19 protein-coding genes are annotated in these 21,257 nt (G+C 64.5%); 10 read left to right on the forward strand and 9 right to left on the reverse strand.

Going from position 1 to position 21,257, the window contains the following annotated elements:
* The first annotated feature begins 219 nt into the window (after window positions 1–219).
* The 4 genes from FJ417_RS27890 to FJ417_RS27905 all read left to right on the forward strand — a co-directional run bounded on the left by FJ417_RS27890 (window position 220) and on the right by FJ417_RS27905 (window position 5,164).
* Window positions 220–2,367 carry an ABC transporter ATP-binding protein/permease gene (locus FJ417_RS27890; RefSeq protein WP_246680662.1) on the forward strand — a complete coding sequence of 716 codons (2,148 nt, stop codon included), beginning with the start codon at window positions 220–222 and terminating at the stop codon, window positions 2,365–2,367.
* Between the two features lie 298 nt (window positions 2,368–2,665).
* Window positions 2,666–3,664, forward strand: coding sequence for a nucleoside hydrolase (locus FJ417_RS27895; protein WP_140785659.1), 999 nt, complete (start codon window positions 2,666–2,668; stop codon window positions 3,662–3,664).
* Window positions 3,665–4,189: 525 nt separating this feature from the next.
* Entirely contained in the window at window positions 4,190–4,612 is a 423-nt protein-coding gene (locus tag FJ417_RS27900; protein ID WP_140785660.1) for a DOPA 4,5-dioxygenase family protein, read from the forward strand.
* 108 nt (window positions 4,613–4,720) lie between these two features.
* Entirely contained in the window at window positions 4,721–5,164 is a 444-nt protein-coding gene (locus tag FJ417_RS27905; protein ID WP_281405932.1) for a hypothetical protein, read from the forward strand.
* A gap of 54 nt (window positions 5,165–5,218) precedes the next feature.
* Here the strand turns inward: FJ417_RS27905 and FJ417_RS27910 are convergent, their stop codons facing one another.
* From FJ417_RS27910 to FJ417_RS27940, 7 genes are all read right to left on the reverse strand, one after another.
* Window positions 5,219–6,379, reverse strand: coding sequence for a hypothetical protein (locus FJ417_RS27910; RefSeq protein WP_181183320.1), 1,161 nt, complete (start codon window positions 6,377–6,379; stop codon window positions 5,219–5,221).
* Between the two features lie 19 nt (window positions 6,380–6,398).
* Window positions 6,399–7,397 carry a nucleoid-associated protein gene (locus tag FJ417_RS27915; protein ID WP_140785663.1) on the reverse strand — a complete coding sequence of 333 codons (999 nt, stop codon included), beginning with the start codon at window positions 7,395–7,397 and terminating at the stop codon, window positions 6,399–6,401.
* A 240-nt stretch (window positions 7,398–7,637) separates the two neighbouring features.
* Window positions 7,638–7,883 (reverse strand): MoaD/ThiS family protein, encoded by a 246-nt coding sequence (locus FJ417_RS27920; protein WP_140785664.1) that lies wholly within the window; start codon window positions 7,881–7,883, stop codon window positions 7,638–7,640.
* A gap of 48 nt (window positions 7,884–7,931) precedes the next feature.
* On the reverse strand, window positions 7,932–10,196 hold the full coding sequence (locus tag FJ417_RS27925) for a xanthine dehydrogenase family protein molybdopterin-binding subunit (protein WP_140785665.1): 2,265 nt from the start codon (window positions 10,194–10,196) through the stop codon (window positions 7,932–7,934).
* 2 nt (window positions 10,197–10,198) lie between these two features.
* Window positions 10,199–10,675, reverse strand: a complete 477-nt coding sequence (locus tag FJ417_RS27930; RefSeq protein ID WP_140785666.1) for a (2Fe-2S)-binding protein — start codon at window positions 10,673–10,675, stop codon at window positions 10,199–10,201.
* Window positions 10,675–11,535, reverse strand: a complete 861-nt coding sequence (locus tag FJ417_RS27935) for a xanthine dehydrogenase family protein subunit M (RefSeq protein WP_140785667.1) — start codon at window positions 11,533–11,535, stop codon at window positions 10,675–10,677. The genes FJ417_RS27930 and FJ417_RS27935 overlap by 1 nt, the downstream gene beginning before the upstream one ends.
* 292 nt (window positions 11,536–11,827) lie before the next feature.
* The gene (locus FJ417_RS27940) at window positions 11,828–12,364 is read right to left on the reverse strand and encodes a DUF1629 domain-containing protein (RefSeq protein WP_140785668.1); all 537 of its coding nucleotides are present in this window, start codon (window positions 12,362–12,364) and stop codon (window positions 11,828–11,830) included.
* Window positions 12,365–12,581: 217 nt separating this feature from the next.
* Between FJ417_RS27940 and FJ417_RS27945 the strand changes: the two genes are divergently transcribed.
* From FJ417_RS27945 to FJ417_RS33705, 6 genes are all read left to right on the forward strand, one after another.
* Window positions 12,582–13,559, forward strand: a complete 978-nt coding sequence (locus FJ417_RS27945; protein WP_140785669.1) for a GlxA family transcriptional regulator — start codon at window positions 12,582–12,584, stop codon at window positions 13,557–13,559.
* A 129-nt stretch (window positions 13,560–13,688) separates the two neighbouring features.
* Window positions 13,689–15,008, forward strand: coding sequence for an aspartate aminotransferase family protein (locus tag FJ417_RS27950; RefSeq protein ID WP_140785670.1), 1,320 nt, complete (start codon window positions 13,689–13,691; stop codon window positions 15,006–15,008).
* 17 nt (window positions 15,009–15,025) lie between these two features.
* Entirely contained in the window at window positions 15,026–16,201 is a 1,176-nt protein-coding gene (locus tag FJ417_RS27955) for an FAD-dependent oxidoreductase (protein ID WP_140785671.1), read from the forward strand.
* Between the two features lie 211 nt (window positions 16,202–16,412).
* A complete protein-coding gene (locus tag FJ417_RS27960; RefSeq protein ID WP_140785672.1) occupies window positions 16,413–16,694 on the forward strand; it encodes a hypothetical protein in 282 nt (93 codons plus the stop codon).
* Window positions 16,695–16,798: 104 nt separating this feature from the next.
* Window positions 16,799–17,755: an EamA family transporter gene (locus tag FJ417_RS27965; protein WP_140652284.1), complete on the forward strand. Its 957-nt coding sequence runs from the start codon at window positions 16,799–16,801 to the stop codon at window positions 17,753–17,755.
* A gap of 181 nt (window positions 17,756–17,936) precedes the next feature.
* Window positions 17,937–19,487, forward strand: coding sequence for an alpha/beta fold hydrolase (locus FJ417_RS33705; RefSeq protein ID WP_246687570.1), 1,551 nt, complete (start codon window positions 17,937–17,939; stop codon window positions 19,485–19,487).
* Between the two features lie 19 nt (window positions 19,488–19,506).
* Here the strand turns inward: FJ417_RS33705 and FJ417_RS27975 are convergent, their stop codons facing one another.
* The gene (locus FJ417_RS27975) at window positions 19,507–19,962 is read right to left on the reverse strand and encodes a MaoC family dehydratase (RefSeq protein WP_140785673.1); all 456 of its coding nucleotides are present in this window, start codon (window positions 19,960–19,962) and stop codon (window positions 19,507–19,509) included.
* Window positions 19,959–21,254, reverse strand: a complete 1,296-nt coding sequence (locus FJ417_RS27980; protein ID WP_140785674.1) for an NAD(P)/FAD-dependent oxidoreductase — start codon at window positions 21,252–21,254, stop codon at window positions 19,959–19,961. The genes FJ417_RS27975 and FJ417_RS27980 overlap by 4 nt, the downstream gene beginning before the upstream one ends.
* Between the last annotated feature and the right edge of the window lie 3 nt (window positions 21,255–21,257).

Here is a 21,257-nt window from a genome sequence, read left to right on the forward strand (position 1 = left end):
GCGCCCTTCCTCTACCCCGTCGATCGGGGGAGAGGTGGCTCGGCGAAGCCGAGACGGAGTGGGGGTCGACCAGCGCTACATTAGACAATGCATGCGGTTCCTCGCCCCCGCCAAGGGCGGGGTGGCTCGGCGGAGCCGAGACGGAGAGGGGGAGCGCCCTCGGCGATTGGCCTGGGCGGCCCGCATGAAACCTTTTGATTTTTGGGCCGTTGTCGCGCGATGCCCCCGGCCAAGCACAAACCGAAACCGGCCGACAGCGCCACGCAGCGCGGTGCAAGCAAGCCGCGTTCGGCGCCGCTGCGCCAGGACAAGCCGCGCCAGTCGAAACCGCGTGGCGCCCCGAAGCCGCGCGCGCAGAAGGCGCGGCAAGACAGACTTCAAGAAGACCAGCTGAAGGACGACGAAGTCCGGCAACGCAAGCCACAGGCCGACGAGAACCCGCCTGGGCAAAAGGCGCCCGCCGAAGCAGCACCGGAAGCCATCGGCCATGCCGGGTCGCCGCCGCCGGAGGCCGCCGAGCCGGGTCCCGCGCTTTCGCCGGAGGAAGCCGAGCGGGCGCGCAAGAAATACCTTTTGCGGCGCTTCTGGATCAGCGGTCGCGGCTATTGGGGTTTGCACGGCGACAGGCTCGCCTGGCCCCTGACGATCGGGCTGCTCACGCTGATCTGCGTCAATGTCGGGTTCCAATACGGCATCAATCGCTGGAACCGCGCGATCTTCGACGCCATCGAGCAGCGCGACGCCCACACCGTCTATTGGCTGAGCGGCATCTTCCTGCCGCTGGTCGCCGGCAGCATCAGCCTGGTGGTCGCGCAAGTCTACCTGCGCATGACCATGCAGCGGCGCTGGCGCTCCTGGCTGACCACGGCCGTCATCCAGCGCTGGCTGGCCAGCGGCCGCTACTACCAGCTCAACCTCGTCAAGGGCGACCATGCCAATCCCGAGGCCCGCCTGACCGAGGACCTGCGCATCGCCACCGAATCGCCGGTCGATTTCATCGCCGGCGTCCTCAACGCCTTCCTGTCGGCCTCGACCTTCATCGTGGTGCTGTGGACCATCGGCGGCGCGCTGAGTTTTACGCTGGGCGGCTCCACCATCACCGTGCCCGGCTTCCTCGTCGTCACCGCGGTCATCTACGCGGCGATCACCTCGACCTCGATGTTCGCCATCGGTCGCCGCTTCGTCCAGCTTTCCGAGGACAAGAACCAGGCCGAGGCCGAGTTCCGCTACGTGCTGACGCGCGTGCGCGAAAACGGCGAGAGCATCGCGCTGCTCGGCGGCGAGGAGGAGGAGAACGCCGGCATCGACCGCACCTTCGCCGGCGTGCTCGGCCGCTGGGCGCGGCTCACCGGCCAGCACATGCGCACGGCACTGGTCTCGCAAGGCTCCAGCCTGTTCGCGCCGGTGGTGCCGGTGCTTCTGTGCGCGCCGAAATTCCTCGACGGCTCGATGTCGCTGGGCCAGGTGATGCAGGCGGCCTCCGCCTTCGCCATCGTGCAGGGCGCCTTCGGCTGGCTGGTCGACAATTATCCGCGCCTGGCCGACTGGAACGCGTCGGCCCACCGCATCGCCTCGTTGATGATGTCGCTGGACGGGCTGGAGCGCGCCGAAGAGAACGACACGCTCGGCCGCATCCAACGCGGCGAGACCGAAGACGGGGCGATGCTCAGCCTCAACGATCTTTCCGTGACGCTCGACGACGGCACCGCCGTGGTCAAGGAAACCGAGGTGATGATCGAGCCCGGCGAGCGCGTGCTGGTCTCGGGCGAATCCGGCTCGGGCAAGTCGACGCTGGTGCGCGCCATTGCAGGTCTCTGGCCCTGGGGCAGCGGCAGCGTCGATTTCCACCCGGGCAAGCGGCTGTTCATGCTGCCGCAGCGCCCCTACATCCCGTCCGGCACGCTGCGCCGCGCCACCGCCTATCCCGCCGCCGCCGACAACTGGAAGACGAAAGAGATCAATGCGGCCCTCGACAAGGTCGGCCTCTCCTATTTGAAGGACCGGCTGGAGGAAGAGGCGCCCTGGGACCAGACGCTGTCGGGCGGCGAGAAGCAACGCCTGGCCTTCGCCCGCCTGCTGCTGCACGCGCCGGATATCGTGGTGCTCGATGAAGCGACCTCGGCGCTGGACGAGAAGAGCCAGGACAAGATGATGCGGACGGTGATCAAGGTGCTGCCCCAGGTCACCATCATCAGCGTCGCGCACCGCGCCGAGCTGGAAGCCTTCCACACGCGAAAGATCACGCTGGAACGGCGCCAGGACGGGGCGCGGCTGGTCAGCGACGTCGAGCTCGCGCCGAGGAAGCGCGGGCGAGGCCTACTGCAGCGCGCGCTGTGGGGCAGCGGCGGGAATGGCAGCAAGGGGTAGGGGGCACTCTAACGTGGCGCGTAATCGCCAGCGGCGCTCCCCCGCTCCGTCTCGGCGCTGCGCACCGAGCCACCTCTCCCGCACCTTTGGCGGGGGCGAGGAACCCAAGCTTGCAAAGGCCGCGCCCTTGCCGATTAGCATTTCCTCGCCCGACAAGGTGCGGGAGAGGTGGCTCGGCGAAGCCGAGACGAAGCGGGGGGCAGCGCCGGCATCCGCGATGTTGCACCCGCCTTTGTGCCAACCGACGAACCTTGACGCCGCAACACACCCCAGTCTGTAATCGCCGCAGGGAGGAACCATGGAAAAGATCATCCTGGACTGCGACCCGGGGCACGACGACGCCATCGCCATCCTGCTTGCGGCCGGCAACCCGAACATCGACCTGCTCGGCATCACCACGGTTTCGGGCAACCACAATGTCGAGAACACCACGCGCAACGCGCTGGCCACCTGCACGGCCTATGGCATCGAGGTGCCGGTGGCGAAGGGCTCGCCCGGCCCTTTGGTCGGCGACCAGGTGCTGGCGATCGAGATCCATGGCGAGACCGGGCTCGACGGCCCCGAACTGCCGCCGGCGTCCTTCGAGCTCGACAGACGGCATGCCGTCGACTTCATCATCGACACCGTCATGGCGCATGAGCCGAAGACCGTCACGCTGGTGCCGGTCGGACCCTACACCAACATCGCGCTCGCGGCCCGCAAGGACCCGCGTATCGTCGGCCGGGTGAAGAAGGTGGTGGCGATGGGCGGCAGCTTCACGCGCGGCAACATCACACCGGCGGCCGAGTTCAACGTCTATGCCGACCCGGAGGCGGCCGACGTGGTGTTCCGCGCCGACTGGGACGTCACCATGGTGGGGCTTGACCTCACGCACCAGGCTTTGGCCACGCCTGAGCTGCAGGACAGGGTGCGCGCCGCCGGCGGCTCGATCGCCAAGTTCATCCTCGATATCTGGGAATTCATCGCCACCACGCATGGCGGCCTCCTGCAGATCGAATATCCCGCCGTGCATGACGCCTGCTGCGTGGCGGCCATGATCGACGCAAGCGTCTTCACCACGCAGAAGGCCGACATCCGCGTCGAGACCGCCGGACGCTGGACCAGGGGCATGACGGTCTGCAATTTCGAGAAGATGGGCGGCATGCGCCATTTCGGCGGCACGGCGAGCGAGCAGGTGAACTTCCGCCACAGCGTGGCGATGAAGCTCGACCATCAAAAATTCTGCGACCTGATCGTCGACGCGGTCGAGCGGCTGAGCGGCAAGAAGGCCGGCCGAGGTCGCGGCCTTGGCGGTTAGCGTTCCTCGCCCCCTACGGCATGCACACATTCCACGCGGCTGGCCTTTGGCGATAGCGTACATGGCAGCTTGGCGCATGCATTGTCTAATGTAGCGCTGGTCGACCCCCACTCCGTCTCGGCTTCGCCGAGCCACCTCTCCCCCGATCGACGGGGTAGAGGAAGGGCGCCAAGCTTTTTGCCGTCAACGCTCGTCCAGCAACGTTCCCTTCCTTTCCCTCCGGAGGGGGGAAAGGTGGCGCTGCGAAGCAGCGACGGATTGGGGGAACCACGTGGCAATCAAGCCTCGGCCTGATCAGTCGCGCCAGTCACAGAAGATGTGTCCATAGCGTAGACAAAGTGGGGGTAGAGGTGGCTCGGCGCGCAGCGCCGAGACGGAGTGGGGGCAGCGCCGGCGTCTGCGATCACGCGCCAAACGCGCCGATGCTAAACAGTCTGTAGAGCGGCTCGCCGTTTCCAGGCAACGAAGAACCGCATAGAGTTCCGCTGCGCACGACAGACCGGAACCACCGGGGAGGGAGCAGCGATGACCGAAGCCACGCCGCACGATCCGAGACCGCTTGCGGAGATCGCCAGCTATCACGCCCACATCTATTACGGCGATGCGGCGCAGCGCCGGCAGGCCGAATGGCTGCGCCAGCGCATCGGCGAGCGTTTTCGCGTGCGGCTCGGCAACTGGCGCGACGAACCGGTTGGCCCGCACGAGCAGGCCATGTACCAGGTCTCCTTTGCCACCGAAATCTTCGCCTCGCTGGTTCCCTGGCTGATGCTGAACCACGGCGGCCTGAGCATCCTCATCCACCCCAACACCACCAACCCCAAGCGCGACCACCTGATCGACCCGATCTGGATCGGCCGCGCGCTCGGCGTGCATGGCGAGGTGCTCGGCGAGGAGGACGAGGCGGAAGAAGCGCTGGAGGTGAATACCGAGCCTACGCTGGGGGTGTGAGGGGGGGCTTCGGCGGAATTGGCCGACACAATCGTAATGTAACTGTCGCTTTGACTCTCGCGCTTAAGGTAATCGATGGCTTTATTTCACCCACACCAATTGCGATGGATGGAACACAACTTGACGGACAACGAAGTTCCGTTCGTTGTGATCGGAGGGGTAGCAGTTAAGTATCATCGCCCAGCGCGGAAAACTGGAGACGTCGATCTATTCGTCGGCGCGGATCCCCTGATGATCGACCGGTTGATGGCTGCGATACCGGCCTTGGGGGCGGACCCGAACGGCAAGGCGAAGCTGTTGGATCATAGGGTTGGTCACTTCAAAGTTACGGGAGAACATAATATTGACGTGCTTAGCTTCGCGCCGGGGCTTAATTTTCAAGACGCATATTGCACGGCGGAAGTATACGAGGTCGATGGCATCTCCATCCCGATATTAAATCGCCTGTTACTGATTGAGCACAAAAGAACGGTTGGGGAGCCAAAAGACCTTGAAGATGTCAAACTCCTTGAGCAACCAGCAGCCAGCGGAGTGTCAACGGAAGATAGATAAATCAGTAGTAGTAGAAAATGCTTGTGAGACTTCTTGCCACAGCAGTACGCGACCTCAAGGCATGCAGGTGGAAAACAGGTCTACGTCCGTAACTTTTTCAAAAACAAGTGTGGCAAAGGCGGCACCACCAATCGCCACGCAACCTATCACCGTTAAAACCGCTATATACCAGCTAATACGCCGCGCTAACCCGTCAAAAATATCATTGAATTGAGCGCTAATCTCGTAAAAGTCTCGGGTCAACTTGAGTCGTTGGCGCTTCAGATCAGACTTAATGGCTGCAAGCGTGAACCATTGATTGATGCAAGAGCCAATGAGCAGCAGGGCAAAGAGCCATGCTCCTCCTATCACTGCAAAGTTGGCCCATGCTGCCACGCCGCATCCGGACACGTCTTTAAGTTGCGTTGCGACGACCACTGTTGCGACCGGAAGTCCAAGAAGCTGGCTCTGAATATCGACGAACGTTTTGTGTATTCGCCCAATATAATCAGACTGTGCCGCTTCAACATCACCACGAATTTTTGTATAAGAGAAGCTAGAAGCGAATAGGCGATAACCATCTGTGACGCGACGGCTTAGCTCGTCCACATTCCGTGTCAGATAAAGAAAGCGGTTGTCCATGGCCTGCGAGGTGGCAAGTGTGAGAATAGCGTCTGAAAAAATAGCTAAGCGCTGTTCGCTGTGGACCTTCCCGTCAAGTGCCTCTCGAAGAGCATTCAGGCTATTGCCATCCAGGAGCGAAAGATTTGCGGCCGAGAACCGGATGGGTATCTCAACCTTTTTATCCTTGAAATAAACTAGCGTCTGACGCTCGACGTCCAGAAACAGAGCTGCGTTGGCGAGTAGCTTAATGAAATCCAGCATCGATCGGTAGTTGGCTACTCGCGGGGAAGGCGGAGCCATATCCTTGTAGGATTCGTCCTCTTTGATGAAGTATGCGTTCGGCTCTCTAATCCTTGCATCCGGCGCAGAAAGAAAGGTGTCCCAGTCATCAGCCAGTACGCCTAGCGATAGCCGTGGCGATCCTACTCGACATTGAATGGTGTCCCCGACCTTAACCTTTGCAAGGTCAACCAGCGCTGCGAGGTTCGCATCGGCTTCTGCTCTGTCGGATACTTCGACCAGTTGGAATGTATCTAAGATACCGTCGTTAGCTATTCTAACACGTGCGCTCTCGCCGCCGAGCCACGTCGTCTCTCGGTAAATATCGAGCAAATCATTCCATGTGAGAGCTCTAGTCACCGGCCAACTCTTCGGTCAGTTCTCGTTTGAAGTCGTCCGGTACATCGAGCAGCGTAATTGCATTGTCCTTTGGGTTGTACCGAACCTTGCCCGAGTGCAATGCTCGACGATCGAACTCAACCGACCAATTGGGCGTCTTTTTCTTGAAATTCACCAAGCCTTTCAGGGCACGCCGGTCCGCAACAAATCCATCATTCACCTTCCGATCGGAAAGAACCTCCGTCAAGGTTTCGGGGTCTTCGGGATAAAGCTCATTTGCAAGAGTCGTGAATTCGATAGGTTTGCCGGCGCGGGCATCGCGGTCGCAGATATCTAAGGCACGCTCCATAAAATCGTCCCTTCGACTCAAGTCAAAATTCTGCTTATCAGCAAATGCCTTCAACGCCTCTACGAGCGAAGTTGTCTCAACGCGGTTTGAGATCGTCGTATCGCACCCCAGGAATTCCTTGAAGTATTCAGAAACGGAGCCCTTTCCTTTGAGAAATCCAATGTATCGTTCCTCAGCACTTGCCCAGCCCGACAGGTTCACTCGCCCCGCAAAACGAAAGCCTTCAATGTCAAGATGCGTTACGTCCTCCAGATTGTCACCTTGCGTTAACGCGGCGCTCAGTTTGTCGGTTACGATCGCAACAAGAAAATATTGTGATCCCTCTCGCTCAAAATGCGCGAAAAATACATGACCACCCGTAGATGCTGACTTCGCTTGCGCTTGCTTCTGCAGCGTCGCCATAAGAGCTAAAGTGACCTCTCCAAAGGTCAATTTTCCATCGAGGTAATTCTGCAGGTTCGCCGAGGTAGGATAGTTGATTGAATCCGTCGAAAATTTGCCGTGGGCTTTCGACGGGCGGCGTCCATATAATTTTTGCAATTCATCAACGAGGCGTTTGGCTGTTCGTGATACTGGGATCGCGCCATTGCCGGGTATAACTTGGTAAACATCGCTAACTCGTTGAAGATGATGTATTGCAACATGGAAAACTGTGTCTACCATTTGAGCCTCCCGCCAAACTACTCGCAAACCCTCGTCGAAATTCTCGCAACTTTCCAGTCGTAATTCACCAAAAAAGCTGCGAGACGCTCTGTTCGCGATACGGCGGGCGCCAAAAATATGCCTACCACTATATCATCTATGGAACAAAAAGGGAACAAAAATCTTTCTGACGTAGCAACGAAGCGACAAAGGCTAGCTGCTAGTGCCGCAAGGCGCGAAGAGTTGCTGGAGCGCCCCCACTCATCCCCCCGCCAGCCTCGGCAGCAGAAAAATCTCTGCCCCCTCCGGCAGCTCCTTCCCCCACGTATCCCGATAAATCACCCCGTCGATCGCCACTGCGATCCCGCGGTCGATCCACGGCTCTATCCCGGGATACTGTTCCGCCAGCTTGCGGAACAGCTCCCTGATGTCCTTGGCCTCGATGTCGTGCTTGGCCTTGCCGCCGGCGACGGCGCTGAGCGAGCCCCAGAGCGTGACGGCGACCATTAGGTCCTCATCGGGTGGGAGCCGAAAACCGCTTCGCGCTTTTCGGCATCAGCCTTCCCGCTCCGCCTCCAGCGCCGCGAGGATGCGCGGCGGCGACATCGGGATGTGGGTCATGCGCACGCCCACCGCGTTCGACACCGCGTTGGCGATCGCCGCCAGCGGCGGCACGATCGAGGTTTCGCCCACGCCGCGCACGCCATAGGGGTGGTTGGGGTTGGGGATTTCCAGGATCTGCGTGTCGATCATCGGCAGGTCGGAACAGACCGGGATGCGGTAGTCGAGGAAGCCGGCATTCTGCAGCCGCCCGTCCTTGCCGTAGATATACTCCTCGTTGAGCGCCCAGCCGATGCCTTGCGCGGCACCCCCCTGGTACTGGCCCTCGACATAGGTCGGGTGCACCGCCTTGCCGGCATCCTGCACCACCGTGTAGCGGATCACCCGGGCAGCACCCGTCTCGGGGTCTACCTCGATGTCGCAGATATGGGTGGCGAAGGAGACGCCGGCGCCGTCGGCGACGAGCTCGCTATGGCCGGCGATCGGGCCGCCGGTCGTGCCCGACTTGGCCGCGATGTCCTTCAGCGACAGCGGCGACAAATTGCCGTATTTCTCGCCCTTGGCGATGGCATGGCCCTTTTCCCAGACTACGTCGTCGACCGGGATATCCCACATCTGCGCGGCGCGATCGCGCAGAATCTTGATCGCGTTGCGGGCGGCCGAGATCGTCGCCATCGAGGAGGAGAAGGTGCCGCGGCTGCCGTCGGTCATGTCGTTGTAGCCCAGCGATGACGTGTCGGCGACGATCGCCTTGACGTTGGAGTAGTCGATGCCGAGCTCTTCCGCCGCCACCAGCGACAGCGAGGCGCGGGAACCGCCGACATCCACCGTGCCCACGGCCAGCGACACCGAGCCGTCCATGCCGATGTTCAAGTCCGTGCAGGTCTGGCCGCCGAAATTGAACCAGAAGCCGCAGGCCATGCCGCGCCCCTGGTTGGCTTTCAGCGGCGCCTTCATGTGCGGATGCTTCTTCACCGCCTCCAGCGTCGGCCCGATGCCGATCGGCCCGTAGACCGGGCCGTAGGAGGCGCGGGTGCCTTCCTGCGCGGCGTTCTTGATGCGGAAGTCCACCGCGTCCATGCCGATCTCGCGGGCAAGCTCGTCGATCGAGCTTTCCACCGCGAAGGCCGCCATCGGCGCGGACGGCGCGCGATAGGCCGCCGTCTTCGGCCTGTTGACCAGCACCTCGAAGCCGACGGTCTTGACGTTTTCGAGCTTGTAGCAGGCGAACGCCGTCATCGCGCCGATCTCGGCCCAGGAGCCGGCATAGGGGCCGCAGCTATAGCGTAGCGTCGCTTCCGCGGCGGTGATGGTGCCGTCCTTCTTCGCGCCGATCCTGACGTCGATCGAGGTGGCGCTGGTCGGGCCCGAGGCGCGAAACACCTCGTCGCGGGTCATCACCAGTTTTACCGGACGGCCGGCCTTGCGCGACAGCGCAAGCGCCACCGGCTCGGCCCAGACATGGGTCTTGCCGCCAAAACCGCCGCCGATCTCCGACGAGGTGACGCGCAGCTTCGAGGCCTCCAGCCCAAGCAACTGGGCGCAATGCTGGCGGTAGACGAAATGGCCCTGCGTGCAGACCCACAGGTCGGCCGTGCCGTCCGGGTTGACGCTCGCCACGCAGGCATGCGGCTCGATGTAGCCCTGGTGCGTCTGCTCGGTCTTGAAGGAGCGCTCGATGATGAAATCGGCCTCGGCAAAACCCTTGTGCACATCGCCATGGCCGAACTGCGTGCGCTTGGTGACGTTGGAGGGTTTTGCCGGCTTTTCCTCCAGCCCCTCGGTGAAGACCTGGTCGTTGATCAGCGGCGCGTGGTGCTGCGCGGCCTCGTCGACGTCGGTCACATGCGGCAGCACCTCATAATCGACCTCGATCAGCTTCAGCGCCTGGCGGGCGATGCGGGCGTCGATCGCCGCCACCGCGGCCACCGCATGGCCGTCATAGAGCGCCTTCTTGCGCGCCATCGAATTGTCGAGGATGTCATACATGGCGGCATCGCCATCGGTGAGGTCGGGCAGGTCCTTCGCCGTGATCACCGCCTTCACGCCGGCGAGCTTTTCCGCCTTCGAGGTGTCGATCTTCTTGATGATGGCGTGCGCGTGCGGGCTGCGCAACACGCGGCCCACCAACTGGCCGGCCATGTTGAAGTCGGCGCCGTAGCGGGCGCGTCCGGTCACCTTGTCGATGCCGTCGGGGCGGATCGGCCGCGTGCCGACCGAGGAGAAGTTGCGTCCGGAGTAGCGCGGATCGAAGTTCATGATCAGGCTCCCTTCATCACGTTGGCCGCGTCCTGGACGGCGCGCACGATCTTGTCATAGCCGGTGCAGCGGCAGAGATTGCCGGCGAGGCCAAAGCGGATTTCCTCCTCGGTGGGCGAGGGGTTGTTCTCCAGCAGATCCTTGGCCGCAATCAGGAAACCTGGCGTGCAGATGCCGCATTGCAAGGCCGCGTGCTCCAGGAATTTCTGCTGCAGCGGGTGCAACTGGTCGCCATGCGCCATGCCTTCGATGGTCTCGACCCTGCGGCCCTCGGCTTCCGCGCCCAGCACCAGGCAGGAGCAGACCAGGCGGCCATCGACGATGACGCTGCAGGCGCCGCAGTCGCCGGTGCCGCAGCCTTCCTTGGCGCCGGTCAGCCCCAGCCGGTCGCGCAGCACGTCCAGCAGCGTCTCGTCGGGCTGGCACAGATATTCGACGGCGTCGCCGTTGATCGTGGTTGATACAGCTACACCGGCCATTATTTGCCTCCCGCACGCTTGTAGGCGATTGCCGCGGCACGCTGCGCCAGCACGCCCGCGACTTTCCGTCTGAATTCGATGGTGCCGCGCTTGTCGTCGATGGGGCGGCAGGCGCCGGAACAGATCTTCGCCAGCCGCTCCAGCGTGGCTTCGTCGAGCTTCGAGCCGATTAGCACCTGGCCTGCTTCCTCGACCAGAAGCACCGTGGGGGCGGCGGCGCCCAGCGCCACGCGGGCGGTCTTGATCGCGCCGTGATCGTCCAGCGTCAGGTTGACGCCGGCGCTCACCACCGCGATGTCCATCTCGGTGCGCGGAATGAAGCGCAGATAGGCGTCGCCCGCATGGTCAGGCCGCTTCTCCAGCAGGATCGCCTCGATGATCTCGCCCTTGGCGAGAGACGTTCGGCCCGGTCCGGTCGGCACGCTCTCCACCGCAATGGTGCGCTTGCCCGAAGGCCCGGCGACGACCGCTTGTGCCGCGGCCGCGACCAGCGCCGGCACGCTGTCGGCGGCGGGCGAGGCATTGCACAGATTGCCGGTGATGGTGCAGCGTCCCTGCACCTGCTTGGAGCCGATCAGATTGGCCGCCTCGACCACGCCCGGCCATGCCTTGCGCAGCGCCTTGTTCTCGCCCAGCACCGCGCAGGGCACCGCGGCGCCGATCCGAAAACCGTCAGCCGTTTCGGTGACGTCGGCCAGGCCACCGATCGCCTTGATGTCGACGATCAGTTCGGGCTCGATGAAGCCGCCCTTCATCCTCACCAAAAGGTCGCTGCCCCCGGCCAGGATCGCGGCCGGTCCTACCGCCTTTGCGAGTTCGCCAACGGCATCTTCGATTGAAAGCGGACGTATGTAACGCATCGTCTCCCCTTGGTCGTCGCTATGTCAGCGACCGTTATAATGCGTCTGGTTATAATGGCCATCCCGTTCGTGCATGTCCGGGTTGGGCCAGAGCGATGCTCCAGATGCGCCCAGCGGGCGGGCCAGGGGCGGCGGCACAGCGGATGCGGCAAATCGCCTAGGGGGTTCCCCCCACTCCGTCTCGGCGCTGCGAAGCAGCGACGGAGCGGGGGAACCACCCATGCGATTGCCCAGGTGCGGGCAGGCGGATGGGGGACGACGCCACCTCAATGATTGGAATAACTGTTATTCGTCAAGCGATTGCCGTTCCCGATGTCCATAGCGGCTCGAACGACACGTTGTGCAACCCGGCCTTGCGGACCCGTTCGACGAACACCTCATTGACGAAGACCGGGGAGGCCCGCATCGGCAGCTTGAACACTTCCGCCGTCCCGATCTTTTCCGCGTCGAAGGCGTAGCGCTCAATCGCCAATATGTCGCCGTCCTCGAAGCGGACGATCTGCGAGCGCGCCTCGTCCAGCGCGTCGATCACATTGGTGACGTTGAGCAGCCAGACCTTCTCGCCGCGCAGCGCGACGAGCTCGCCATAGGGCCGCAGCGCCGCCGCCAGCGCGTCGACGGCCGGCTGGCGCAAAAGCGGCGCGTGCTCGCCGAGCCAGGGAAAATCGGAATAGAGCCGCTCGCCTTCCTCGACGCGCCGCATCAACGGCGGCTGCCAGCCCTCGAGCGAGCGCCCGTCGAGGCCGAAGAACTCCTCGTGGGTCTCGTCATCGACCGGCAGCACCCATTCCTGCCCTTCCGACACAGCGAACTGATGGATGGTCGTCATCGCCCGATGGCTCCGCGGCTTTCGATGAAGGTCCGGCGATGACGGCGCCGTGCCGGATTGCGACGCCCGGCGGTCGCCGAGAGCGCGCGCGAGGAATCATGCAACGGTCCAAACCGCTATTCAAGGCCACGCGCTATCCAGTCCGCTCGCCGGTTGATAAACGTCGCGGCTGGCGGTCAAGGATGGCGCCTGGCTCGAATGAGAGGTCGGCTCGCGAATGGCCAAGAAGTTCGCATTTCTCCTGGTGCGCGATTTCACCTTGTCGCCGCTGTCGCTGTTCATCGATACGCTGAGGCTGGCCGGCGACGAGGGCGACCGCAGCCGCAGGATCGAGTTCGACTGGGAGATCGTCGGCGAGCGCGGCCTGCCGATCCGCGCCAGCTGCGGCGTCGAATTGCTGCCGACCAGGGCGATGGGCAATCCGGAGGATTTCGACAATGTCGTGGTGGTCGGCGGCCTGCTCGACACCAACCGCAAGCTGAGTTCGGAAAAGGAAGCGTTCCTGCTGCGCGCCGCCGCGAAAGGCGTGCCGCTCACCGCGCTCTGCACCGGCAGCTTCGTGCTGGCGCGCTATGGCCTGCTCGACGGCTACAGCGCCGCGGTCAGCTGGTTCCACATCAAGGATTTCCGCGCCGAGTTCCCCGATGTGAGCGCGCATGCCGACAGCCTCTATTCCGTCGACAGGGGCCGCGCCACCTGCGCCGGCGGCACGGGAGCGGCCGACCTCGCCGGCTATTTCGTCTCGCAATTCATCGGCCAGAAGGCGGCGGAGAAGGCGGCCAAGATCCTGGTGCTCGACCGCATCCGCTCCAGCCGCGACGTGCAGCCGGTCGGCGACCTTTTCCCCGCCGCCGCGAGCCGCGCGGTGAAGCGGGCGCTGCTCCTGATGGAAAGCAATCTGCAGGAGCCGATCCCCGTGGCCGAGATCGCCGCCAGGCAGAACTGCTCGCGCCGCCAGCTCGAGCGCCTGTTCGGCGCCGAGCTCGGCATCGGCCCGATGGCCGCCTATCTGGCGCTGCGGGTTCATTACGCCAGGTCACTGCTGGAAGGCAGCGACCTGGCGATCGGCGAGATCGCCTATCGCTGCGGCTTTGCCAATGCCGGCCATTTCAGCCGCGTCTTCCGCCAGCAGACCGGCATCACGCCGACCAATCTCAGGCACCCGAACCGCGCGGCTGCAGCCGCCGCGAAATGATCGGGATGCCCCTGGTCGGGTCGCATGCCCGGCCTGGCCGATTGCGCAGGCGCGGAAACGAACCGTAGCTTCGTGACGAGCGTCGGTTGCGCCGCTGTTTCAACAAGTCGAATTCGCCTTCGGAGAGCCATGCCGCATTATCCCGACGCCATGCCCGGATCGAAAACCCTGTTCGAGCGCGCCAGGAAGGTGATGCCGGGCGGCAACACGCGCACCACGGTCTTCGTCGATCCGTTTCCGATCTACGCCGCGCGCGGCGAGGGCTGCAGGGTCTGGGATGTCGACGGCAATTCCTATTACGACTGCATCAACAATTTCACCTCGATGATCCACGGCTATGCGCATCCCGATGTCACCGCGGCCGTGGCCAAGCAACTGCCCTCCGGCACCGCTTTCGGCGCCCCGACGCTGAGCGAGATCGAGCTCGCCGAACTCCTGGTCGAGCGGCTGCCCTCGGTCGACCAGGTCCGCTTCACCAATTCCGGCACCGAAGGCGTGATGATGGCGATCAAGGCCGCACGCGCCTTCACCGGGCGGCCGAAGATCGTCAAGATCGAGGGCGCCTATCACGGTTCCTACGATTTCGCCGAGGTCAGCCTCGACTCGTCGCCCGCCAACTGGGGCGACCTGCCGAGGTCGACGCCCTATGCCAGGGGCACGCCGCGCGGCGTGCTGGACGACGTGATCGCCGTGCCCTTCAACGACAGCGAGGCGCTGCGCGCCGTCTTCGCCGCCGGGGGCGACACCATCGCGGCGGTGCTGATCGACCCGATGCCCAACCGCGCGGGATTGATCCCGGCGCGCCGGGACTACCTTCACGCCATGGTGGAGATCGCCCACGCAGCGGGCGCGCTGGTCATCTTCGACGAGGTCATCTCGTTTCGCCTTGGATGGTCGGGCGCGCAAGGGCTGTGGGGCATCGAACCCGACCTGACGGCGCTCGGAAAAATCATCGGCGGCGGTTTTCCTGTCGGCGCCGTGGGCGGGCGCGCCGATGTCATGGCGGTGTTCGATCCGACCGCCGGCAAACCAGCGCTTCCGCATGGCGGCACCTTCACCGCCAATCCGGTCACCATGCGCGCCGGCCTTGCCTCGATGCGGGCGCTGACGAAAGAGAGCTTCGCCCATCTCGACCGGTTGGGCGCATTTCTGCGCGAAGGGGTCACCGCCTCGTTTGAAAAGCATGGGCTTGCCGGCCAATGCGTCGGCCTGGGCTCGCTGTTCAAGGTTCATTTCACGTTGCATCCGGTCACGGATTACCGCTCCATCTATCCGGGCCAGGCTGAGCGGAAAAAATTCGACGCCTGCCACAAGGGCCTGCTTGGCCGTGGCGTGCTCTCCGCCAGCTACGGCCTGTTCGCGCTATCGACGCCGATGACCGAAGCGGATGCCGGCGCCATTCTTCAAGCGATCGACGAGACCTTGGGCGACATCGCCGCGCAATCGTGAAAGCAGACGAGCCACAGATGACAGTTGCTCCTCATGTCGTGGTGATCGGCGCGGGCACGCTAGGCATGTGCACGGCGCTCGACCTTGTCGAGCAGGGCGCGCGCGTCACGGTGCTCGAAGCCCAGTCGATCGCTTCTGGGTCGAGCGGCCGGTCGGTCGGCGTCGTCGGCTCGCAACTGACCGATCCGTTCGAGATCATGCTGCGGGTCCATTCGCTGCGCCGGTTCCGCCAATGGGAGGGCGAGGGGCTTCGCTTCAACCATATCGGCTATCTGCGGCTGGCGCGCACGCCGGCGCAGATGGCGCTGTTCGCGAGATCGGTCGAGATCCAGGGCGAAGCGGGGCTGAGGTCGCGCCTGCTCCGCGCCACCGAACTCAGGAACCTCGTGCCGCACATCAATCCTGACGGGCTCGAAGGCGGGTTGTTCGGGCCAGACAACGGCTTCCTCGACCCGCACGAAATGTGCAATTTCCTGGCGGGCATCGTCCGCGCCAAGGGCGGCGAGATCCGCCAGTACCGCAAGCTGCTCGGCGTGCAACGACGGCCGGGCGGCTATACGCTGGAAACCAGCGGCGACCCGATCGATAGCAAGAAGCGACGGCTGATCGATTGCGATGTCGTGGTCAATGCGGGCGGTGCCTGGGCGCCGCAGGTGGCCGCGCTTTTCGGCCAGCGTCTGCACATCTGGCCCGAGCGCCACGAAGCCGTCGTCATCCATCTCGACGAGCCGCTCGGCTACACCATGCCGATGGTCATGGACCTCGTGAATGGCGAAGGCAGCGGGCTCAACTTCCGCCACGAAAAGCCGGACGAACTGATCGCCGAAATCCACAAGGTGAAGTCGATCGCGCCCGAGGATCCCGACAACTACAACGACCAGTGCGAGGAGCAGTCGAAGGTCGATCTGGCGGAGCTGCTTCTGGAGCGCGTGCCCGATCTGCCTGGCGCGCGGCTCGGCCGGGGCTGGGCGGGCCTTTATCCCGTGACAGCCGACCATCGCCCCTTCGTCGGGCCGATAGATCTTTCGGAGCCGACATTGATCACCGCTGCCGGCGCCGGCGGCTACGGCATCCAGCTCGCCCCTGTGATAGGGCAAATCGCGGCGGACTGGGTGCTTCACGGCGCGCCGGTTTCGGTCCCTGGTTCGCAAAGCCTCGCGCCATCGGCCGGGCGAAACATCCCCGGTCACTGACCGATGCGCCAAGCCCGGCTCGGATGCCTAAGATGCGAGCTTTGCCATTAACCATCAATTAACTATCCGGTCGCCTTTAATAGGGTTCTGGAGGATACTGATTTTGGCCGCGAGCGATGATCTCGCGACTGCCAAAAATTAGAAAAGAGCGGCGGATACCGTCGCCGTCTGCCGGGGAGGCGCCCAGCATCTTAGATGAGGGAGCGCCGGAATGAACATCGAGGAAGCGGTCACTGCGGCGACAGCCGGGTCGAGCGCGCTTCTGTCCTGCCTTGGCCAGCCGGTCGTGGCCTATCACGTCACGGCCATCATGCGTGAAACCGACGCAAGGCATGCGCGGCAGATGCAGCTCGCCTTGCTGCGGCGGAGCATCGAGGCCCTTGTCGACGACGGCCTCGAAGACATCGAAGCCGAACGATTTGCATCACAGTTCCATGGTCGCGTCGGCTCGGCCTGGGAGCACCTGCATATGGCCAGCGACACGCCGCATTGATCTCTGCCGGACGGCTTTGTCGGAGCCATATGTAACACCCCGCGGGATGAGGTAGACTACCGGCTACGTCTGGGCTGACGTTTCATTGAAACGGGGGGCATGCGATGCAGGCGATACCGATAGTCCATCAGCCGGAACCGCCGGCCATCGCCGCGGTATCATCCCTGGGCGGCTATCCCACCGCCGTGCTGTGCTGGCTGCTCTCGGCCGGCGTCTATATCGCGGCCAAATGGGTGGCGCCGGAAATGCCGCCCTGGGGGCTGTGCTTCTGGCGGCTCTTGCTGGCCTGCGCCATCCTGTTGCCGATCGTGCACCGCCATCACGGCGCCATGCTGGCGCTGCTGCGCTCGCGGCCGCTGGAGATCGTCGCCGTGGGGGCGATCGGCCTCACGCTCTGCCAGGGCATGATCTACCATGGCCTGAACGACACCGACGCCACCACGGCCGGCATCATCATGGCGATGTCGCCGATCATGACCATGGTGCTCGCGCGCTTGGTGCTTGGCGAGCCGCTCGGACTCTGGAAGTCGCTCGGCGCGGTTGCGGCACTTGCCGGCATGCTGGTGATCGTCGCGCATGGCAAGCTGGATGCGCTGGTGCAACTGCGGTTCAACATCGGCGAATTGTGGATCGTCGGCAGCGCCTTCTGCTGGGCGCTCTATACGGTGCTGCTGCGCCGCTCCAAGTTCGGCCTCGAGCTCTTGCCGCTGGTCGTGCTTCTGCTTGGCGCCGGCGCGCTGGTCGCGCTGCCGTTCCACCTGTGGGAAATCTTCAACGACGAGCGCTCTGCCCTGAACGGCAATGGCCTGCTCGCGCTCGCCTATCTGGCGGGGCCAGGCGGGGCGCTGATGTATTATCTCTACAACAAAAGCGTGGAGGCGCTGGGCGCAAGCCGGGCAAGCATGCTGCTCTACCTGCAGACGCTGTTCGTCGCCGTGCTTGCCTATCTGCTGCTCGGCGAGAGCCTGCACGACTACGATCTGCTCGGCGCGGCCTTCATCGTAGTCGGGGTCGTGTTGGCGACGGTCATCAAGCCGAGGGCGCTTGCGGCAAAGGCGTGAGGGAACGGCAAATATCGTCGATCGGCTGTCCGCGCCGCCAAGTAGATTTGGTTCCTCGGGCCGTGCGCCGTCCGGACCACGCTTCCCTAAATTAGCCGATTTTGCTATGGCGAGCGGCTGCCTTTGGCGGCGCCGGCCAAGGCCGAAGGGGGATCATGGCGATCGACAAGCGCGTGGACGCATGAACGGCGATCAGCACATGCTGGAACTGCGCGTGCTTGGCGATTTTCAGGTTATGCGCGACGGCCAGCCGCTTGACCTGCCGCCGTCGCGCAAGACGCGGGCGCTGCTCGCCTACCTTGCCGTCACCGCCAGGCAGCACCAGCGCGAACGGTTGTGCGAGATATTCTGGGACGTCCCCGACGATCCGCGCGGTGCCTTGCGCTGGAGCTTGTCCAAGATCCGCCAGGTCCTGGGCGGTGTTGAAACAGCCCTTGCCGCCGATCGCAACGCCGTCGCGCTCAATGTCGCGACGGATTACGCGCGGCTGGCGCCGCTGGTGAAGGCCGACCTTTCCTCCCGCTCGACCGAGGAACTCGAAGCCGTCCTGGCCTCGATCCGTGGCGGCTTTCTCGCCGACCTCTCGCTCGAGCGCTGCTTCGACTATGAAGCCTGGCGGCAGGCCATCGCCAGCGAGGTGGAGATCGTCGAGCTCGGCATCCTGCGCGAGCTGGTCGAGCGCCTGGCGGACCAGCCGCGGCGGGCGCTGCCCTTCGCCCAGCGCCTGCGCAGCCTCGTGCCCGACGATGCGAGGCTCGCCGCCGAGACCGAGGCGCTGGAGGACAGGGTCCGGTCGGCCGCTGCTCAAGCCACGGGTCGCGCATCGCAGTCCGGTTCCGCCCGGCCGCCGCAAGCCCCGTTGAAATCCGCGTCATCGCAGGATCCCGGCCGCGCCGTGCAATTCTGCCGTGCTCTCGACGGCACCAGGCTCGCCCATGCCAGCACCGGCAGCGGCCCTGCGATCCTGCGCGCCGCGCACTGGATGTCGCATCTCACCTTCGACTGGGACAGCCCGATCTGGCGGCACTGGATGCGGGAACTGTCGCGCCGGAACCGGCTGGTGCGCTATGACGAGCGCTGCAACGGCCTGTCGCAAAGGCATGTCGTCGATATCTCGTTCGAGACCATGCTGTCGGACCTCGAATGCGTGGTCGAGGCAACGGGGCTCGACCGCTTCACCTTGCTCGGCCTGTCGCAGAGCTGCGCGGTTTCGATCGCCTACGCCATCCGGCATCCCGAGCGCGTCTCGGGCATGATCCTTTATGGCGGCTACGTCAAAGGCTGGCGGGCGCGTGGCGACGCGGGCGAGATCGCGACGCGCGAGGCCGCCGCGACGCTGATGCGCGAGAGCTGGGGCAAGCCGAACCCGATGTTCCGCCAGGCCTTCTGCTCCATGTTCATCCCCGGCGCCACGCACGAGCATTTCGCCTGGATGGACGATCTGATGCTGCGCACCGTCTCGCCCGACGATGCCTGGCGCCTGCAGAGCGCCTTTTCCGTGATCGATGTCAGCGACTTGCTGGAGAAGGTGCGCGTGCCGACGCTGGTGCTGCACGCGCGGGACGACAACGTCGCTCCCGTCGAATCCGGGCGCACCATGGCCGCCGGCATTCCCGGCGCGCGCTTCATCGAGCTCGAGAGCCAGAACCACATCCTCCTCGAAGGCGAGCCCGCCTTCGAGGAGTTCATCGACCACGTCCGCGCCTTCATCGCCGAGACGGCAGGCGCGTAGCCAAGCGGTCCAGAAGCTCTCAGCCCCCGGCCAATGGCACGGTGAACACCGTGGCGGTGCCGGTGAGGCAAAGCTCGCCGGCTTCGTTGCGCACCGATGTCTCCAGCTTTGTGATCGGCTTGTCGGCGCGCACGTCCTTGACCTCGACGCGGCCGGTGATCAATTCGCCGACGCCGACCGCCTTGACGAATTTCCACGAGACTTCGAGGAACACCGAGCCGGGGCCGGGCAGATCTTCCGCCACCACCGCGTTCAGGATGCCTGAGGTGACGCCGCCCTGCACGATGAGCTTGCCGAACACCGAAGCCTCGGCCAGCGCCTTGTCGTAATGCAGCGGATTGCGGTCGCCGGTCATCTCGGCGAAGGCGTCGATATCCTGAGGCTGCGTGCGCCGCGAGCGCTCGGCGAAAGCGCCCAATTGTGGTCGCCCTTTGATGACACCGACCCACCCGTCCTTCATCACATGCACAGTCATGGTCTTGCTCCGGTTCGGTTGCGATTGAGGTTCGAGCCGGCCGAGGCCGGCGGCTCGTCCTGGTTGGCCGGCGCCCGGTGGGCCGTCGGCCGCGATGCAGACGAAGGGGCGCGGCGGGCCGGCATGGACTGCCCGGCCAGCGCCTGCACCTCGGCCTTCAGCACGGCGCTGAAGCGGCGATGCCGCTCGCCGATATCGTCGAGCGTCCAGTCGAAGCCGGCGACGGCGTCCGTGGTGTCCAGGATCTGGTTGGCGATCAGGTCGCGCTGCCGCTGCCAGATCGCGAATGCCGCGTCGGACCCGTCGAGGATGGCGCGCGCGAGGCTCTCGGCGTCGCGCAGCGCATCGGAAATGCCGTGCGAGGTGATCGGGTCGCGGAAGAAGCCGGCGTCACCCACCAGCGCCCATCCGGGGCCGTGCGCCTGACGGATATAGCCCGGCACGCCCCGGAACGCCTGCAGGCGGGCGTCCTTCGGCGCCTGGGCCGCTTGTGCTGCCAGCGCCGGCGAAAGCGCTTCGAGCACGTCCATGCGGGCGCGGGCGTGGCCGAGGCGGAAGCGCTGGTCGAACAGGCTCGTCGGCACCGAGGCGACGATGCAGGCGAGGCCGTCATTGGTCGGGATGAACGAGCCGGCGATCCCGTCGCGGAAATACCAGTGATAGCCGGCGCCCGGCTCGACCGGCGCATAGCCATAGACATGGGCGGCCGATACCGCGCCGCGCCGCAATGGCTGGGCGTCCACGCATTTCGCCACCAGCGAGCCGATGCCGTCGGCGCCGACCACGATATCGGCGCTGACCCTCACGGATGCGCGGCCGGCGGCGCGGATTTCGATGCCGCGCACGCGCCCGCGCGTGTCGGCGAAGAGGTCGCCGACCGCCACCTCGTGCAGGACCTCCGCGCCGGCCTTGCGCGCCGCATCGACCAGGATGCGGTCGAGCACCGTGCGCCGCGGCGCGATCAGCCCGGGAAGGTCCGAACCGGCGGCGAGCGGGATGGCGATCTCCTCCTCGCCATAGTGGAAGGTCGTCGTCTCGATCGGCGGCGTCCCGGCCTTGAGCAGCGGCTCGAGCAGGCCCCAGCGCCAAAGCTGCAACACGGCCGGCCGCATCAGCGCATGCGTCGACAGCGTGTCGGAGCCGTACGGCTTGCGGTCGATCGCAAGCGCCTTGAGACCCGCGCGGGCGAGCAGCATCGCGGTCGCCGCACCCGCGCAGCGCGCGCCGACGATGATGGCGTCGTAGTGGCCGCGCCTGGGGGTGGCCATGAGGGAGATGGGATTGGTTGCCATGGT

Origin of the sequence: Mesorhizobium sp. B3-1-7, from assembly GCF_006439385.1 — a bacterium.
Taxonomy (GTDB): domain Bacteria; phylum Pseudomonadota; class Alphaproteobacteria; order Rhizobiales; family Rhizobiaceae; genus Mesorhizobium.

Bases quoted from the DNA above. Each gene is read 5' to 3' on its own strand.
- FJ417_RS27890 (WP_246680662.1), top strand. From the start codon at position 220: ATGCCCCCGGCCAAGCACAAACCGAAACCGGCCGACAGCGCCACGCAG.
- FJ417_RS27940 (WP_140785668.1), bottom strand. From the start codon at position 12,364: ATGACGACCATCCATCAGTTCGCTGTGTCGGAAGGGCAGGAATGGGTG.
- FJ417_RS27965 (WP_140652284.1), top strand. From the start codon at position 16,799: ATGCAGGCGATACCGATAGTCCATCAGCCGGAACCGCCGGCCATCGCC.
- FJ417_RS33705 (WP_246687570.1), top strand. From the start codon at position 17,937: ATGAACGGCGATCAGCACATGCTGGAACTGCGCGTGCTTGGCGATTTT.
- FJ417_RS27950 (WP_140785670.1), top strand. From the start codon at position 13,689: ATGCCGCATTATCCCGACGCCATGCCCGGATCGAAAACCCTGTTCGAG.
- FJ417_RS27895 (WP_140785659.1), top strand. From the start codon at position 2,666: ATGGAAAAGATCATCCTGGACTGCGACCCGGGGCACGACGACGCCATC.
- FJ417_RS27980 (WP_140785674.1), bottom strand. From the start codon at position 21,254: ATGGCAACCAATCCCATCTCCCTCATGGCCACCCCCAGGCGCGGCCAC.
- FJ417_RS27960 (WP_140785672.1), top strand. From the start codon at position 16,413: ATGAACATCGAGGAAGCGGTCACTGCGGCGACAGCCGGGTCGAGCGCG.
- FJ417_RS27900 (WP_140785660.1), top strand. From the start codon at position 4,190: ATGACCGAAGCCACGCCGCACGATCCGAGACCGCTTGCGGAGATCGCC.
- FJ417_RS27915 (WP_140785663.1), bottom strand. From the start codon at position 7,397: ATGGTAGACACAGTTTTCCATGTTGCAATACATCATCTTCAACGAGTT.
- FJ417_RS27925 (WP_140785665.1), bottom strand. From the start codon at position 10,196: ATGAACTTCGATCCGCGCTACTCCGGACGCAACTTCTCCTCGGTCGGC.
- FJ417_RS27905 (WP_281405932.1), top strand. From the start codon at position 4,721: ATGGAACACAACTTGACGGACAACGAAGTTCCGTTCGTTGTGATCGGA.
- FJ417_RS27935 (WP_140785667.1), bottom strand. From the start codon at position 11,535: ATGCGTTACATACGTCCGCTTTCAATCGAAGATGCCGTTGGCGAACTC.
- FJ417_RS27920 (WP_140785664.1), bottom strand. From the start codon at position 7,883: ATGGTCGCCGTCACGCTCTGGGGCTCGCTCAGCGCCGTCGCCGGCGGC.
- FJ417_RS27975 (WP_140785673.1), bottom strand. From the start codon at position 19,962: ATGACTGTGCATGTGATGAAGGACGGGTGGGTCGGTGTCATCAAAGGG.
- FJ417_RS27945 (WP_140785669.1), top strand. From the start codon at position 12,582: ATGGCCAAGAAGTTCGCATTTCTCCTGGTGCGCGATTTCACCTTGTCG.
- FJ417_RS27955 (WP_140785671.1), top strand. From the start codon at position 15,026: ATGACAGTTGCTCCTCATGTCGTGGTGATCGGCGCGGGCACGCTAGGC.
- FJ417_RS27930 (WP_140785666.1), bottom strand. From the start codon at position 10,675: ATGGCCGGTGTAGCTGTATCAACCACGATCAACGGCGACGCCGTCGAA.